Source organism: Paenibacillus sp. JT22N7, from assembly GCF_059383875.1.
This window is the reverse complement of sequence record NZ_JBXENY010000004.1, coordinates 321,284-336,099: the sequence shown is the minus strand read 5'-3', so window position 1 is coordinate 336,099 and position 14,816 is coordinate 321,284. Positions and strand designations below refer to the sequence as shown.

13 protein-coding genes are annotated in these 14,816 nt (G+C 51.2%); 9 read left to right on the top strand and 4 right to left on the bottom strand.

What is annotated here, in order from left to right; genetic code table 11:
• Positions 1-149: 149 nt before the first annotated feature.
• Entirely contained in the window at positions 150-2,126 is a 1,977-nt protein-coding gene (locus tag AC50Y5_RS13010) for a GTP-binding protein (protein WP_494861133.1), read from the top strand.
• A gap of 901 nt (positions 2,127-3,027) precedes the next feature.
• Here the strand turns inward: AC50Y5_RS13010 and AC50Y5_RS13005 are convergent.
• Positions 3,028-4,125, bottom strand: a complete 1,098-nt coding sequence (locus AC50Y5_RS13005; RefSeq protein WP_494861131.1) for a YeiH family protein — start codon at positions 4,123-4,125, stop codon at positions 3,028-3,030.
• Positions 4,126-4,354: 229 nt separating this feature from the next.
• Between AC50Y5_RS13005 and AC50Y5_RS13000 the strand changes: the two genes are divergently transcribed.
• A complete protein-coding gene (locus tag AC50Y5_RS13000) occupies positions 4,355-5,257 on the top strand; it encodes a LysR family transcriptional regulator (protein ID WP_494861129.1) in 903 nt (300 codons plus the stop codon).
• 126 nt (positions 5,258-5,383) lie between these two features.
• Here AC50Y5_RS13000 and AC50Y5_RS12995 read toward each other — a convergent pair whose 3' ends face one another.
• Positions 5,384-6,358 carry an aldo/keto reductase gene (locus tag AC50Y5_RS12995; protein ID WP_494861126.1) on the bottom strand — a complete coding sequence of 325 codons (975 nt, stop codon included), beginning with the start codon at positions 6,356-6,358 and terminating at the stop codon, positions 5,384-5,386.
• A 155-nt stretch (positions 6,359-6,513) separates the two neighbouring features.
• On the opposite strand from AC50Y5_RS12995, the gene AC50Y5_RS12990 reads away from it, so the two are divergent.
• Both AC50Y5_RS12990 and AC50Y5_RS12985 read left to right on the top strand, forming a co-directional pair.
• Positions 6,514-7,161: a hypothetical protein gene (locus tag AC50Y5_RS12990; RefSeq protein ID WP_494861120.1), complete on the top strand. Its 648-nt coding sequence runs from the start codon at positions 6,514-6,516 to the stop codon at positions 7,159-7,161.
• A gap of 133 nt (positions 7,162-7,294) precedes the next feature.
• Positions 7,295-7,711 (top strand): glycosyltransferase, encoded by a 417-nt coding sequence (locus tag AC50Y5_RS12985; protein ID WP_056036537.1) that lies wholly within the window; start codon positions 7,295-7,297, stop codon positions 7,709-7,711.
• Between the two features lie 149 nt (positions 7,712-7,860).
• On the opposite strand, the gene AC50Y5_RS12980 is transcribed toward AC50Y5_RS12985, so the two are convergent.
• On the bottom strand, positions 7,861-8,607 hold the full coding sequence (locus tag AC50Y5_RS12980; protein WP_056036539.1) for a hypothetical protein: 747 nt from the start codon (positions 8,605-8,607) through the stop codon (positions 7,861-7,863).
• 458 nt (positions 8,608-9,065) lie between these two features.
• Between AC50Y5_RS12980 and yidC the strand changes: the two genes are divergently transcribed.
• From yidC to AC50Y5_RS12955, 5 genes are all read left to right on the top strand, one after another.
• On the top strand, positions 9,066-9,926 hold the full coding sequence (yidC, locus tag AC50Y5_RS12975) for a membrane protein insertase YidC (RefSeq protein ID WP_056036542.1): 861 nt from the start codon (positions 9,066-9,068) through the stop codon (positions 9,924-9,926).
• A gap of 193 nt (positions 9,927-10,119) precedes the next feature.
• Complete coding sequence (locus tag AC50Y5_RS12970) at positions 10,120-10,818, top strand: pirin family protein (protein ID WP_056036544.1); 699 nt, start codon at positions 10,120-10,122, stop codon at positions 10,816-10,818.
• A 33-nt stretch (positions 10,819-10,851) separates the two neighbouring features.
• The gene (locus AC50Y5_RS12965) at positions 10,852-11,184 is read left to right on the top strand and encodes a hypothetical protein (protein WP_494861117.1); all 333 of its coding nucleotides are present in this window, start codon (positions 10,852-10,854) and stop codon (positions 11,182-11,184) included.
• A gap of 547 nt (positions 11,185-11,731) precedes the next feature.
• The gene (locus tag AC50Y5_RS12960; protein WP_442952533.1) at positions 11,732-11,968 is read left to right on the top strand and encodes a cold-shock protein; all 237 of its coding nucleotides are present in this window, start codon (positions 11,732-11,734) and stop codon (positions 11,966-11,968) included.
• 173 nt (positions 11,969-12,141) lie between these two features.
• On the top strand, positions 12,142-13,362 hold the full coding sequence (locus AC50Y5_RS12955; RefSeq protein WP_494861115.1) for a Bcr/CflA family multidrug efflux MFS transporter: 1,221 nt from the start codon (positions 12,142-12,144) through the stop codon (positions 13,360-13,362).
• Positions 13,363-13,397: 35 nt separating this feature from the next.
• Here the strand turns inward: AC50Y5_RS12955 and AC50Y5_RS12950 are convergent, their stop codons facing one another.
• A complete protein-coding gene (locus tag AC50Y5_RS12950) occupies positions 13,398-14,447 on the bottom strand; it encodes a GGDEF domain-containing protein (RefSeq protein WP_056036550.1) in 1,050 nt (349 codons plus the stop codon).
• Positions 14,448-14,816 lie beyond the last annotated feature (369 nt).

The window sequence follows — 14,816 nt, the reverse complement described above, 5'->3', positions numbered from 1 at the left end:
TCCTATTATTTTTACTTTTTTTGGTGGGTAAGCTGCGTATGGAGGGGCATCGCGGCATTTGACGTGAAACCGCTATCGCGGTACGCTAAAAGCAAAATAAAGCCGCCATGCGGTACGGCGATGATTGAGGCGGACAGGGGAGCAGAAGGATGGGAAACAGCCGCGCGAATTGGCGCAATGTCGGGATTTTCGCTCATGTCGATGCAGGCAAAACGACGACGACGGAGCATATGCTGTATGTCAGCGGGCGCACGCGGACGCTAGGCAGTGTCGATACAGGAACGACGATAACGGATTCCATGGAGGTTGAGCGGGCAAGGGGCATATCGGTACGGGCAGCGATGACCGCATTGGAGTGGCGCGGTACGCATGTGCAGCTGGTCGATACCCCAGGACACGTCGATTTTCTCTCGGAGGTGGAGCGTGCGCTGCGGGTAATGGATGGCGCTGTCCTGATCGTGTCCGCAGTGGAGGGCGTGCAGGCGCAGACGGAGCTGATCTGGAATGCTCTGCGGAAGCTGCGTATCCCTACGCTGATTTATATCAATAAAATGGACCGCGTCGGCGCTGATTGCGAAGCGGTGCTTGCTGATATCCGCAGCTATTTGACGGCGGATCTGCTCGCGGTGCAGCGTCCGCTCGGCAGCGAGCAGCAGTTCGCTGGCGCGGAGGATTTGTGGGCGGAGGGCGCGGATGCAGATGCGCGCACGGCGCTGCTTGAGGCGCTGGCGGAGCGGGATGAGCGCCTGCTGGAGCGGTATGTCAGCGGCGAGGAAGTACCGCTGGCGGAGTGGCGTGCGGCAGCCGCCGCGAAGGCGCGCCGTGCGGAGGTTTATCCGGTGCTGTACGGCGCATCGAGCAAAGGCATTGGCGTGCAAGCGCTGCTGGACGCGATGATCGAATATTTGCCAGCGCCGGGCGGAGAGGCGGAGGCGCCGCCTTCAGGCATTGTTTTTAAGATTGAGCGTGACAAGGTGATGGGCAGGATGGCTTACATCCGGCTATATCAAGGGAAAATCCGCAATCGCGATGTCGTTCGCAATTTTACGCAGCAAATGGATGAGAAGGTGACGCAAATTCGCAAAATGGACGGCTTCCGCTCCGAGGACGCCGGAGAGCTTGCGGCTGGCGGCATTGCTGCCGTATGCGGCATGTCGCATGTGCGGATCGGCGATATTATCGGCAGCCCGGATGCCGTTCCCGAAGAGGCGCGGCTCGCTGTTCCGCTGCTGACCGTTCAAGCCCATTGGGGCGATGCCCAGCATTATCCGGCAATGGTACAGGCGCTTACGGAGCTGTCCGATGAGGACCCGCTGCTCAATGTGCAGTGGCTGCAGGACGAGCGGGAACTGCATGTTAAAGTAATGGGCCCGATACAGCTGGAAATATTGACGAGTGTTATCGAGCAGCGGTATGGACTTGCGGTGCGCTTCGGTCAGCCATCTGTTATTTATAAGGAAACGCTTGAGGAAGTGGGGGAAGGGTATATTTCCTATTTAATGCCCAAGCCTTGCTGGGCGGTATTGCGGTTTCGGATGGAGCCGGGCGAGCGTGGAAGCGGGCTGCAATATACTTCGGTAGTACGTTCCGAGGATTTGCTGCCGCAATACCAGAGCGAGGTGGCGCGGCGCGTGCCGGAGGCATTGGAGCAAGGGCTGTACGGCTGGGAGGTCGTTGACCTGAAAGTGACGCTGATTGAAGGGCAGCATCATGTGTGGCATACGCATCCGCTGGATTTTGCGGTGGCGACGCCAATGGGCATTATGAGTGGGCTCGCGTCGGTAGGCACCCGTCTGCTGGAGCCGATTCTCCAGTTCCGCATCGTCGTGCCCGAGGAGGCGGGAGGCCGGGTAATGAACGACCTGTCGTTAATGCGCGGCACATTCGGTGCACCCGTGCTGCATGGCGACAGAATGATTATCGAAGGGCGCGTACCCGCAGCGACTTCGCTGGAATACGCGGTGGAGCTCAGCTCGCTGACGAAAGGACGCGGGACGATTGCCACCTTTTTCGCTGGCTATGAGCCCTGCCCGCTTGATGTGAAAGCCGAGCGCCAGCGGCGCGGTGTCAATCCGTTGGATCAGTCAAAATATATTTTGAGCGTGCGCAAGGCGCTGCTAAATTAGATACGCTAGAGCTGATCAGATTAAGGATTCAGATTAAGGATTCAGATTGAAGATTCAGATTAAAGGTTCAGATTAAAGGATCAGATTGAAGATGCAGATTAAAGGATCAGATTAAAGGATCAGATTAAAGGATCAGATTGAAGATGCAGATTAAAGGTTCAGATCAAAGATGCAGATTAAGAATTCAGATTAAAGGTTGAGATTAAGAAGACAGATTATGAAGTCAGGTTAAGGATTCTGCTTAAGGGTTCTGTGGAGCCGAAAAAAAGGATAACCTAAAAAGTCTTCACCCCTTTATGTAAAGAAGGGGCGGGGATTTTCATTGTTCGGCACTAGGGCTAGGGCGTGTATGCAAACGTAAACGAGGCAGACCCTGTTAGAAAACAGCGTCAAACCTAATTTTTCTACTACCGGGTATATCACACCTCATGAATGTGACCATTCGTGCCGATGGACTGCTCTCTGCTCTTCGTTTAAGAGGGATGCACCTGCACAAAGATAGATTTGGCGGACACAGCAGCAGCTATTTCATCTAAATCAAGGGCTATGGCACAGTCTGCGGACTCAGGAGCCGTTAATTCGCTGCAAATGGCCATTTTGCTGGGGTGAAGAGGGTAATAACGGATTTCCTGTCCTCTTACGGACAGAAATCCAATCATAAGCCAGAATAGCGGAACCTCAGTCCTCCAAAAAAGGAGTGAGCATCCTAAGCTGCGTACCAACTGGGTACCAAATACGTACCAATGGCGGCCAGGCTGCATACAAGCTGCGGGATCCAAGCAAACGTGTTTTCAACTGCATTTGCATCTTGTGGCTACCTAGCCATGATCGTCTGATGATATTGGCATCGAAAAAGCGCAAAGCAAGGCGCGGCAGGCTGAATCTGGTTTGCGCACGCCCCCTAGCGCCACATGATGAACAGCAAAGACAATATAGACAGCAGAATCGACGTTATGGTCATGGCGAGCAACGGGCGAAGCGCGCGGGAGCGCAGCTCCCTCAAGTTGACGTTCAGCCCTAGCCCGACCATAGCCATCGTCAACAGGATGGTTGTAATCGTGGGAAGGCTGCCTAAGGTCCGAGCGGAAAGTTCCAGCGTTGTGCCTGCAGTCATACTCCCGAACAAGCTGAGGGCGATGAAGCCGAGCAAAAACCATGGGAATTCAGGCCGAGCCTTCATCTCTTGGGCGCTAGCCCCCATCCCGCGGTGGCGGCGGTTCATGATTGCCATCAGTATGAAGCTGACGGGAACGAGCAAAAACACGCGGCTCAGCTTCGCCAGCAGCGCCAGGGCGACAGCATCTTGCCCGGCCGGCTCTGCGGCAAGCGCCACATGGGCAATTTCATGCAGGCTGATGCCTGCCCAAATGCCGTATTGCTCTGCAGTCAGCGGCAGCAGCGGCTGGAGGGCGGTGTAAGCGAGTGCGGCAATCGTGCCGACCAACGCAACGAGCCCGACGCTTGCGGCTGTGTCCTCGCCGCGAGCTTTAAGAATCGGCGATACAGCCGCAATGGCTGCCGCGCCGCAGATGCCTGTGCCGATTCCGAGCAATAGCGACAGCGGCATATCGGCTTTGAGCTTGCGGGCGACAAGCAGGGTGAAGAGGGTGGAGAAGAGAATGGTGGCTGCGGCTTGCAGCAGCAATCCGGTCCCCTGCTCCAGCAAAACGGTCATATTCAGCTTGAGCCCAAACAATATAATCGCAAGCCGCAGCAGCTGCTTGGAGGAAAATTGGATGCCAGCGCGGAGAAAAGCCGGATATCCAACGACTTGGCGAAAAAGCACAGCAGCGATTACGGCAATCGCCATAGGCCCTATGCGGCTGAAGCCGGGAAGCATGGCGAGCGCATAAGCAGCGGAGGCAAAAGCAGCTGTCAGCGCAACCCCGCCCAGCCAAGCCGCAGCATGCCCCTTGGCGTGCCTGCTTAACGCTCCCTGCGGCTCCGTCTTTTCCGAAGAGGGCTGCCTCATCATCATCGCGTTTATTTCTGCTTTCATAGCTGTCACCTCATCCTTATCCTGTAAGCGAAAAGCCCGCTGCTACTGCTTCCGACGCCGATGCCGCCAATAGCGGGTGCATGCTTCCTGCTTGTTTTATAAATTAAGCATAAGGGATGGCTTACGATAAGAAAAATAAATTGTTACGATTATAATCATAACTAAATACTTATGGTATTTTCATAAATAGAAAATACAGCAAATGTAGAGAGAGGAGCGTGTTTAAACGATGGATCAATCCCTGCTCGTTTTTATTGCGGTTGCTGAGGAACGGAGCTTCACTCGCGCAGCGGAAGCGCTGCATATGACGCAGCCAGCAGTCAGTCAGCATATTCAGTCGCTGGAGGCGGATTTAGGCACCAAGCTGCTGGATCGCAGCAGCAAGTACGTCCGATTGAATAAAGCGGGTGACATCGTGTATCGCCATGCGAAGGAAATCAGCGGATTGCATGCGAAAATGCAAAGTCTGCTGGGTGACCTGCTTCACACGGCAAGCGGCGCGCTGTCGATCGGCGCAAGCTTCACCTTTGGCGAGTATGTGCTGCCGCATATGATAGCCTGTTTGCGGGTGCGGTATCCGCTTATTACGCCCACAATTACAATCGGCAACACGAAGGACATTGCGGCGCTCGTTGCAGCCCGCCAGCTGGATATTGGAATCGTAGAGGGTGCGGTGCCGGAGCAGGACAAGCTGCAATGTGAGCCTTTTGCCAAAGATGCGATGTATGTCGTTGTTGGCGTCAGGCATCCTTACGCGCGGCAGCATGATATAGAGGCTGAGGCGCTGCTGGGCGAGCATTGGATTATGCGGGAGGAAGGCTCGGGAACGCGGACGGCAATGGAAAAAATGTTCGAGCAATACGATATTCGGCCGCTTAACCCTATGGCGTTTGGCAGCACGCAAATTATTAAGGAGTCTGTGGAGGCGGGTCTGGGCATCTCTTTGCTGTCAGAGTGGGCTGTGCGCAAAGAAATTTCGCTCGGGACGCTGAACAGGCTGACCATCGATGGCCAGCCTGTTCAGCGAGATTTTTCGATTATTACGCTGCGCGATGCTTTTCATACGAAAGCGGCGGAGCTGTTCATTGAAATGGTACGTGCCCGCGAAGGCATGCCGCAGCAGCCGGCTTAGGAATACCCGGGTCCAGCAGCGATAGGGCAACATCCTCTTATGAAAAATAGCCCCTGCCACCCGGCCCATAACCGGCTGCGCTGCCTTGAGCGCACACCATGGCATGTTCCCCTTCAAGCTTATCGGCTAACTTAGCCGGTATAGCGCAAATGGCTCGCCATGCTTAAATCGCAGGCTGATTTCATCCAGCCGCTCCATGACGGCCGGCTCAGGCTGAAGGCTGGCTGAAGCCAGATTGGCCTCCAGCTGCGCTGTGCTCGTCGCGCCGACGATAACGCTTGCCACGGCGGGCTGCTGCATAAGCCAGTGCAGGGCAAGCACAGCTGGCGTGCAGCCAGCTTCGGCCGCAAGCTCGCCGACTTGGCGGCTGAGCGTGAAGCCTTCGCCGGTGAAGAAGCGGGCGAAGTCCGGATTTTTGTCCAAGCGCGACCCTTCCGGCGCGCTTTGCTGCTCGCTGTATTTTCCGGTCAGCAGGCCGCCGGCAAGCGGAAAATAAGGGATAATGCCGACGCCTTGGTCGAGGCATAGCGGCGTAATGTCGCGCTCCGGCGTCCGGTCGGCGAGCGAATAGCTGGTCTGAATCGACACATAGCGATTCAGGCCAAGGCGGTCGCTGATGCCGAGTGCCTTCATCAGCTCCCAGGCCGCATAGTTCGATGCGCCGATGTACCGGACTTTGCCGGCGCGCACCATATCATCGAGCGCCCGCAGCGTTTCTTCCAGCGGCGTCTCCGGATCGAAGGTGTGGATTTGGTATAAATCCACATAATCCGTCTGCAGCCGTCGCAAGCTTTGCTCCAGCTCCAGCTGCAAATGATAGCGGGACGAGCCGCGCTCATTCGCACCGCTGCCGCGCGGCAGCCCGGCTTTGGTGGCAATGACGGCCTCATGCCTCCGTCCTTTAAGCGCTTCGCCGATAATCGTCTCGGATGCGGTGCCCGAGTAAATATTGGCAGTATCCAGAAAGTTTATCCCACTGCCAAGCGCAGCATGTATAATGGAAATAGAGCTTTGCTTATCCGCCCGCGAGCCGAAGGAATTAGTTCCAAGGCCAAGAGAGGATGCTTTCAGTCCACTAGTGCCAAGACGTTTATAGATCATAAGCTAAAGTCACTCCGTTCAACATTTAATTGGTTCCTTTAGGCAGTAGCTTGCTCTTCTGCTGCTCCAAGGCGATCTTTTTAAATACAATAATTTATAAGTTCTTTAAAAATACGATTTTATTTCACTATAGCATAAGAATGCGGGGGACGACGATGCAAAGAGTGATAGCGCGGGCACAGCTGCTTGCAGATGAAGAAATGAAAGCGCTCGCTTCTGTAGAACGCTTGAGAGAGCAGCTGCTTCCTTGGATTGAGCAGGGCAAGTTTATGACAGCTGCTTTATTTAAATGGGAGCGTAATCTTTTCTTATACGTAGAGAGTCTGATCGATGAACCGCCAGCGCCCGAGGAGCTCATGCGTGATTTGAGCTGTTACTTGGAGCCATGGCCGGGCCAGGCTGAGAAGCGCTTATGGATTCCGATGATTGATGTTTTTCATTTCAATGCGCCAGCAAGCCCGGAGCATTGGCGGCGCAAGGAAGCGGTGGAGCGGCGTGTCGGGCGCGTGGCGCATTTGAAGCCGGAGATGGTGGCGAGCTACATTTATTATCACTACCAGCTGCAGGAGGAGCATGCATTTCATGGACCCAAATATGAAATCATCGCGCTGCACGAAAATTTGCTATTCGGTTATCAGGAGTTTCCAGCTATCGTGGAGGAGCCGGTGCTGCCGCGCAAGCTGAAGACAAACGGAACGCCTGCGGACTGGAGCGAATCGCGAATGGATTTGCATTTTCAGCCATGGCCCGATGGTCATTTGTATTTCAAGCCGGTGGAAACTTGGTTTGCTTTGGGTGAATAAGGAACAAACTGACAAAATTCATCATAATTTTATGAAAAATGATTAGTTAGAATTAAGGGAATCTTAAGATAAATCATGTATAGTAAAGGTACAAGCTGTTTAGGCAGCATTCGAAGCCGGGAGGGGACCTGTTATGCGTGAGCCAGTCACTTATTCCGTAGTCATTCCTGTGTATAATGATGAGCAAATGCTTTACGACACCTACAAGCGGCTAAAACGAATTATTCCGCCTATTGGCGAGAATTACGAATTGATTTTTGTAAATGATAACAGCACCGACCGCTCAGCAGATATGCTTCGAGTCTTTTGTGCAGCCGATATTCGGGTACGTGCGATCCATTTCGCCACCAGCTTTGGCTATGAGGCGGCTGTTGCCGCAGGAGCCGATCATGCCTCTGGCGAACAGAAGATCGTTATGGAGGTATCTGACCGCTTCCGCAGCGTTAGTGCAGGATTGCAAGGTGCTTCTCCGTTTTATGTTGTACGGGCTAAGGAAGGCTTTACCCATTCCCCGCTTTGGGATTTTGCTTCGGAGAGTGCCGCATGCTAATAAATAGAACAGCTGGATGGTTTTTTGTTCGCAAAAAATAACCCTCGCCTTATTAGGCGAGGGTTATTTTTAACTGGAGCGATGCTATTTATGCATATGCGCAGGTTTGTCCTGATGTACGCCATAGAAGGACGGCTGCTGCGGATCTGTTATTGTTCAATGTAAAAGCCGAATGAGTGCAGGTTGTCCGCATTATTGGTCATGGTTAGCGCTTCCGGCAAATCGATTTTGTCAAAGGCGTTGTAGTAAGGAGTTCCAGCAAGCAGCACAATAGCAATGGCAATAGCGAGTCTGCGCACCAACCGCTCGCTTGGGCGGCGATTGAGCTTCGCCTTCGGCAAGGTCACTCTGCTGCTGCGCTCGCCATGAATCATCCAGAGGACGGCAGCGGCGAAGCCAAGCATGGAAAGCGGAATAGTGAGCGGCATCGAATGCAGCGATACGGCGACTGATAAGGTCAGGTAAAAGATCGTTAGCGTACAGAGCGACAACAGCTGGTAGGGCAAAATGAATGCGGGCTCTGAAGCGCGATACAGCATGCGCACAGGCAATGGATCGCTGGACTTCCGTCCTGTGTTTTTCCGCATTCTGAGCAGCTTCGGCATGCTTCTGACCCACAGCAGCGCTAGTGACAGAGTCAAGATCGGTACACAGATGAGCATGCCCAAATCGTAATCCGGAGGGAGCTTGACGGCCATGGTGACGACTCCGCCCAATGCGGCTGCTGTTGGGATGGACAGCACAATTGTCCAAATTAACAAGTTTTTGGCACGCTGGTGCAACTGCTGCTCGGATTTGCTGTAGAGCAGGGAGGAGGCCTTATTGCCGGCAATCCAAGACAACAGCAGCGCTAGGAATAAACAACCAAGCGTAAGATGAACCAAGGTGATATACAAAATAGCTTACCTCCCAGTATAATAATAACTAGATATATTTTATCGCCTGCGAGCTCCTCGCTATAACAGTCTCTGGTTCAGGTAGTACCTAGACTTTAGACGAGGGAATATCAGGAATGGTTGCTTTATACTACAAGAGTAACCGATTTGAGTCTGGAGGTGAAGAAGCTGCTCGAGCTGCATGATATTATACCGTATTTTTTCTCTGTAAGCATTATCTGCACGTTCGCTTATGCAGCGTATTTCACTTTTCATGCTGCAAGCGAGCCGTCCCGCTGGTCGAAGGACAAGGTCCATACGCCAGCACCTGAACGTATTTTGCCAACTGTTCAACGGGCTCATACCGTTGCGCTCTGGCTTGTACGAAAAGTAAAAAGAAAAGAAGCGCCTGATGGTGATCCCACAGATTGCAGCTCCTCGTTTGTGAAGCAACATCCAAACAAACGAGGAGGATATATATGTTATCTAAATATACAATGGAAATGCTTAAAAAATACCGCTTTATCCTTATTATCGGGCTGCTGCTCATCATTAGCGGCTGTGGTGCGCCGAATGGAACGATTGATTCAGCGACGCCAGGATTTTTCAACCATTACGTTGTTTTCCCCATCTCTTATTTAATTCAACACATTGCGCAGTTTTTTAACGACAGTTTTGGCATGGCGATTATTGCGATTACGTTGCTTATCCGTCTAGCCCTGCTTCCGCTTATGCTTCGCCAATCCAAGAGCCAGCAGGTGATGAAGCAGAAGATGAGCGTTATGCAGCCGCAGCTGAACCAAATTAAGGAAAAATACAAAAACGACAAATCGCCTGAAGCACAGTCGAAAATGCAGAAGGAAACGATGGCGCTGTACGGCGAGCATAAGTTTAATCCGCTTGCCATTGGCTGCCTTCCGATGCTCATTCAACTGCCAATTTTGTCAGGACTGTATTATGCGATCAAAATGACGCCGGAGCTGGCGCAGCATTCCTTCCTCTGGTTCCAACTGGGCGCGCCGGATCACATCCTGCCGTTTCTCGCCGCTGCTATCTATTATGTGCAGTTCCGCGTGTCTCAAATCGGGATTGACCCTGCCCAGCAAAAACAGATGGCGCTGCTTGGTTACATTTCACCGATCATGATGGGCATTTTCTCTTTTACCGCGCCTGCTGCTGTACCGTTGTATTGGGTTGTAGGCGGCGTGTTTATGATTTTGCAGACGATGCTTTCCAAGCGGCTTTACCCAATGCCGACAGTGCCGGCCGCTTCGGCAGTTGAGGCGGCGAAGCCAGCGCCAGTGAAATCCAAAAACAAGAAGCTGCCAGCCAAATCTTAACCCGGTTATGGAATAGACGCTCCAGAGGGCTCTCAACCCTCGGGGCGTTTGTTTTTATTTTTTTAAGGCATAAGAAAACGGCAGGCAGAAGATTATAAGTCGAAAATCCTATAAAGCACTTTATTATGATACAATAAGTGTAAGGTTTAGTTTGGCATGCGGACAATGGAATGGAAAAAGGAGGCCTTGCACGATGATTAAGCGTTATCCTGCGAACGAGCGGAACTTTTTTGATATTGGTTGGTTGAGGGGCTCACGCAGCTTCTCGTTCGGTGATTATTATGATCCCGATAACGCTCAGTTCGGCGTCATGCGTGTATGCAACGAAGATGAGATTGCGCCGGGCCGCGGCTTCGGAGCGCATCCTCATAGCGACATGGAAATTGTCACCATTGTGTTGAAGGGCCGCCTCAAGCATGAGGATAATTTAGGCAATATGGAGGTTACCTCTGCGGGAGAAATCCAGCGAATGACAGCGGGCTCCGGCATTGTCCATGCAGAATACAATGATTCGGATACCGAAGAAGGACATTTTCTTCAACTGTGGTTTATGCCTCGCGAGCGCGGGCTGACTCCTTCCTATGAGGTGCATCGGTACGATCAGGAGAAGCTGGTCAATGCTTTTCTGCCGATTGTCACGCCGGAAGGAACGAATGGCACAGCGATGATTCATCAGGACATGTCGATTCATCTGGGCCGCGTTGAGGCAGGGAAACGTTTGTATTACAGCCAAAAGGCAGGCCGGCGTGTGTTTCTCATGCTGATTGAGGGCGCTGCCGATGTGAACAATCTTAATATGGTGGCGAAGGACAGCCTTCGTGCGGAGTTTGAACCGGAAATTCTAATCAAGGCGAAGGAAGATACATTCGTCATGCTCATTGATATGCCATAAGGACGGAAGTTTCTGCGCGAGGAGGAGAAAGCGATGAAGGAAACGTTATTAATCAAGCATGCGGTTGGAGGAAGAACCTTTGTAGATTCCAGCAAGCATGGCGTTCATTATCACATTGAGCAGGCTGCTGATTTGTGGGCGTTCACGGTCACTGTGCCGCCGGAGCTTGATTTGGCTGACCTGCTTGCGTGGAAGGAAGAACTGAACGTCTTTCTTTTCCAAGAGCACGAGGATAAGCCAACGGTCAAAATTTGGTTCTATGTACAGGAACAATCCGTCAGCTTTCAAGCTAATGAACACAAGCTTGCGTTCAAGGCGAAGGCGTTGATTGAATATATTCCACACAATTACGGCTACAAGCTGTAAAGCAGGGCCAAGGTGAAACGGCTTAAGCCGTCCTTTGGCGGCGTAGCGCGTTTCAGTCCGAGAAATATAAGCGTATTTATAGATGTAAAACTTATAAATTCTTATATTTCAAGCAAAAACGACCTCGTCGTCCTTCTGTGACGAGCGAAGAGCTTTGCCCTAGAATTCTAAGCGGATATAAGGGGCAAACGAGCAAACTTATACATGCTTAGAATTCAAGGTGAAACGGCTGTCGCCGTCCTCTGGCGGTAATGCTAACGTTTCGCGGTGAAATATAAGCTAAGTATAAAGAGAAAACTTATACTTTCTTATATTTTAATAAAATCGCTCGCTGCTGCATATACATCCTTTATGCGAATGAAGGACAGGGTGCCTTGGCTTGACTTATTCAGGCGTACCGATCAGTTGTACAACGATTCATTGCTTGGGCTCGGGCGGCTGGTAATAAATTGCGTCCAATTCCTATGTATGGAATTTCGCGAATTATCAAACGCTAGGAGCAGGAACAGGATTATCATGGCAATAGCATGTCCAATTAAAGGAGGCGTTGACGATCTATAGTCGGAAAAAGTTTCAAGAGGAAGTCCCTGAGGTCAGCACGAAAATATGGGCTTGTACGAGTGATGTTTGCAATGGCTGGATGCGTGCAAACTTTTCGTTCGAGCAGTCGCCTACTTGCCTGCAATGTAATTCTCCTATGGAAGAATCGGAGAAGATGCTGCCACAGCTCGTCAACTCCAATGATATAAATCGGGCGAAAAACAGCATACCCGTTACGGAATAAACCGAATAAATGGTGGATTCAAACAAAGGGCGCCCATTGGGCGCCCTTTGTTTGGGCAAACCGCCGAAGAGCGTCTGCTGCTGTTCATGCATTGACACCTATCGCGAGTTGTAATTATAATTGTTACATCATGAAGGGACGCAAATGGACGATAGAAATGGAGAGATAGCTCGATGAAACAACAGGTGCTGGCATCACAGCAAAAACCGGCTTCTTCGGCACGAATAGGGATGGCGCTGCTGCTTGGCGCTTTAACGGCCTTCGCTCCGTTATCCATCGATATGTATTTGCCGGCATTGCCGGAGCTGGCAAATTATTTTGGCGCGAGCACCTCCATGGCGCAGCTGAGTTTGACGGCTTGCTTGCTCGGCATTGCTGTAGGCCAGCTCATCATTGGCCCTCTTAGCGATGTTTATGGCAGGAAAAAGCCGCTTATTATTGGACTCATCGTATACGTTATAGCCTCCGTGCTATGTATCGTCGCGCCGTCAATTGAGACCTTCGTGCTGCTGCGGCTCGTTCAAGGCTTGGGCGGGGCAGCGGGAATTGTGCTATCCAGAGCGATTGTGCGGGATATGTATGAGGGGCCCGAAATGACGAAGTTTTTCGCCCTGCTTATGCTGGTGAACGGTGTAGCTCCAATCGCTGCGCCCATAGCAGGCGGCCAGCTGCTGCAATGGACGTCATGGCGCGGTGTTTTCCTCGTGCTCGGTGCGATTGGACTTGTTATGCTGCTTGCTTCATGGCTCGGGCTTAGAGAGACGCTGCAGGAGCAAAATCGATTGAAAGGCGGGCTTCAAAGTACGCTGCGTACTTTCGGCACATTAATCCGGGACCGCGTATTTATGGGCTATGCGCTTTCTCAAGGCTTTGTAACCGCGGCGATGTTTGCTTATATATCGGGCTCTCCGTTTGTCCTGCAGGAGATTTTTGGCGTATCGCAGCAAATGTTCAGTTTATGCTTCGCAATCAATGGTTTGGGCATCATTATGGCCAGCCAAACCGCAGGCAGGCTTGCTGGCAAGGTCAGCGAGACGAAGCTGCTTATCGTCGGGCTCAGCATGGCATCTATTGGCGGTGTAGCGCTGCTGCTCGTCATATTAGCCGATCTCGGGCTGATTGCCGTACTCATTCCGCTATTCTTCGTCGTATCCAGCGTCGGCGTCATCCAGACGGCGAGCTTTACGCTGGCGATGCAAAGCCAAGGCAAAGCAGCCGGAAGCGCTTCGGCGCTGATCGGCTTGCTATCCTTCGTCATCGGCGCAATTGCAGCGCCGATGGTAGGTCTGGGCGGCAGCCACACGGCGCTGCCGATGGGCCTTGTTATTGCAGCATCGAGCATCCTTGCTGTGCTGTTCTATGTGTTTATGGCGCGTAGGGGGACCGCAAGTTAGCTGGAAGCTCACACAAAAACGACTATCCGAGCAAGTTATCGGATAGTCGTTTTATTTTTGCCGCTATTTTTCGATTCATAGAGGGCTTGATCCGCTTCCTGGAAGCTCGTTCCTTTGGATTCGCCAGGGAGATGCTCATGCAGGCCGATGCTGACGGTGACGGAATGGTTATCCATTTCAGCGATTTTGGTCTGAGAGATGGAAACGCGAATTTCCTCCACGAGCGCAAGCGCCTTCTCCAAACTCTCTTCATGAAGGATGAGAATAAATTCCTCACCGCCATAACGGGCGGCAAAATCATCGGTTTTCAAGTGCTTCAGCAGCGTCGCCGCCATCTGCTTCAGCGTAATATCGCCAACCCAATGCCCATAGGTATCGTTGACATGCTTGAAGTTGTCGATGTCTATAATCGCTAGCTGGAAGTTGAACGGATTAGCCTCTTGGTACTCAATGAGCTTTTCCGCATATTCGTGAAACGTTTTATGGTTATAAAGATCGGTGAGCGGGTCGATTTTCGACATCCGATCCATCACGATATTTTTGATCAGCAGCTCCTGCTCTGATTTCAGCGTCCGGTTGAGCGTGACAAGCAAGCCTCTTGCCCGTTGAATAATGGCGAATCCTACTAGCGCTGTCGTAATTAGAATACCCGCGAAGAAGAAGGCATCGAGATCAGTAAATCCTTCATCATAATAATAAGAAAAATAAATATAAAACAGGTAAAGCATCGAGACGAGCAGCGAAACAAATAAATAATACGGCCGCAAAAATAAAATCGTAATCAGCATCGGAAGCAGCAGCAAGGCGGGTGCCGTTAAAAGCTGTGCATTTAAAAAAAATAAGAAGCTCATCGTAATGAGATGAGCGCCGATAATGAGTGCTTTTTCGATAAAGCGGTTCGCATAGCGGATAATGACTTCAAGGGATACCATAACGACAAGCAGAAATATGTTTTGCGCCAGGATGTCATAAGTAAATAGTCGGTTTGTGAAAAAGGTATCTTCCGTTGAAGTATTTTGGAGAGCAAATATCGTGTATTGACAAGTAAGCGCTAGTATACATAACACCCAATACACATTGAGCATAATGCGGTACCAGCTTGATGAATCATGTCGGGGTAATGAAGATAGACTGAACATATCTGCCTCTTTTCCAAAATGGTGCCTCCGTTAGATGGCTAGCTGAATAGCTTCGACAGACCATTCCTTCTATCCTGCAAATTCGACACTTATTCATGCGAAATTTAGAGGTTTGCTGTAGAAAATTGTTTATTAAGGTAAAACGAACCTTGAAAACCCGTAAAATGGGCACAACTATTTTACGTATAAGGTATTGACAGCATTTACAAGCGGTGATAAAGTGGCAGAAGATTAAACAAATGGAAAGGAGGATTATGTCTCATGCGTAAATTTACTGTACATCTAGGAAAGAAATTTGATTTTGTAAATATGAAT

Coding starts and splice junctions, on each gene's coding strand:
- AC50Y5_RS12950 (WP_056036550.1), bottom strand. CDS start 14,447: ATGCTCAATGTGTATTGGGTGTTATGTATACTAGCGCTTACTTGTCAA.
- AC50Y5_RS12995 (WP_494861126.1), bottom strand. CDS start 6,358: ATGATCTATAAACGTCTTGGCACTAGTGGACTGAAAGCATCCTCTCTT.
- AC50Y5_RS12990 (WP_494861120.1), top strand. CDS start 6,514: ATGCAAAGAGTGATAGCGCGGGCACAGCTGCTTGCAGATGAAGAAATG.
- AC50Y5_RS13005 (WP_494861131.1), bottom strand. CDS start 4,125: ATGAAAGCAGAAATAAACGCGATGATGATGAGGCAGCCCTCTTCGGAA.
- AC50Y5_RS12970 (WP_056036544.1), top strand. CDS start 10,120: ATGATTAAGCGTTATCCTGCGAACGAGCGGAACTTTTTTGATATTGGT.
- AC50Y5_RS12985 (WP_056036537.1), top strand. CDS start 7,295: ATGCGTGAGCCAGTCACTTATTCCGTAGTCATTCCTGTGTATAATGAT.
- AC50Y5_RS13000 (WP_494861129.1), top strand. CDS start 4,355: ATGGATCAATCCCTGCTCGTTTTTATTGCGGTTGCTGAGGAACGGAGC.
- AC50Y5_RS13010 (WP_494861133.1), top strand. CDS start 150: ATGGGAAACAGCCGCGCGAATTGGCGCAATGTCGGGATTTTCGCTCAT.
- yidC (WP_056036542.1), top strand. CDS start 9,066: ATGTTATCTAAATATACAATGGAAATGCTTAAAAAATACCGCTTTATC.
- AC50Y5_RS12965 (WP_494861117.1), top strand. CDS start 10,852: ATGAAGGAAACGTTATTAATCAAGCATGCGGTTGGAGGAAGAACCTTT.
- AC50Y5_RS12955 (WP_494861115.1), top strand. CDS start 12,142: ATGAAACAACAGGTGCTGGCATCACAGCAAAAACCGGCTTCTTCGGCA.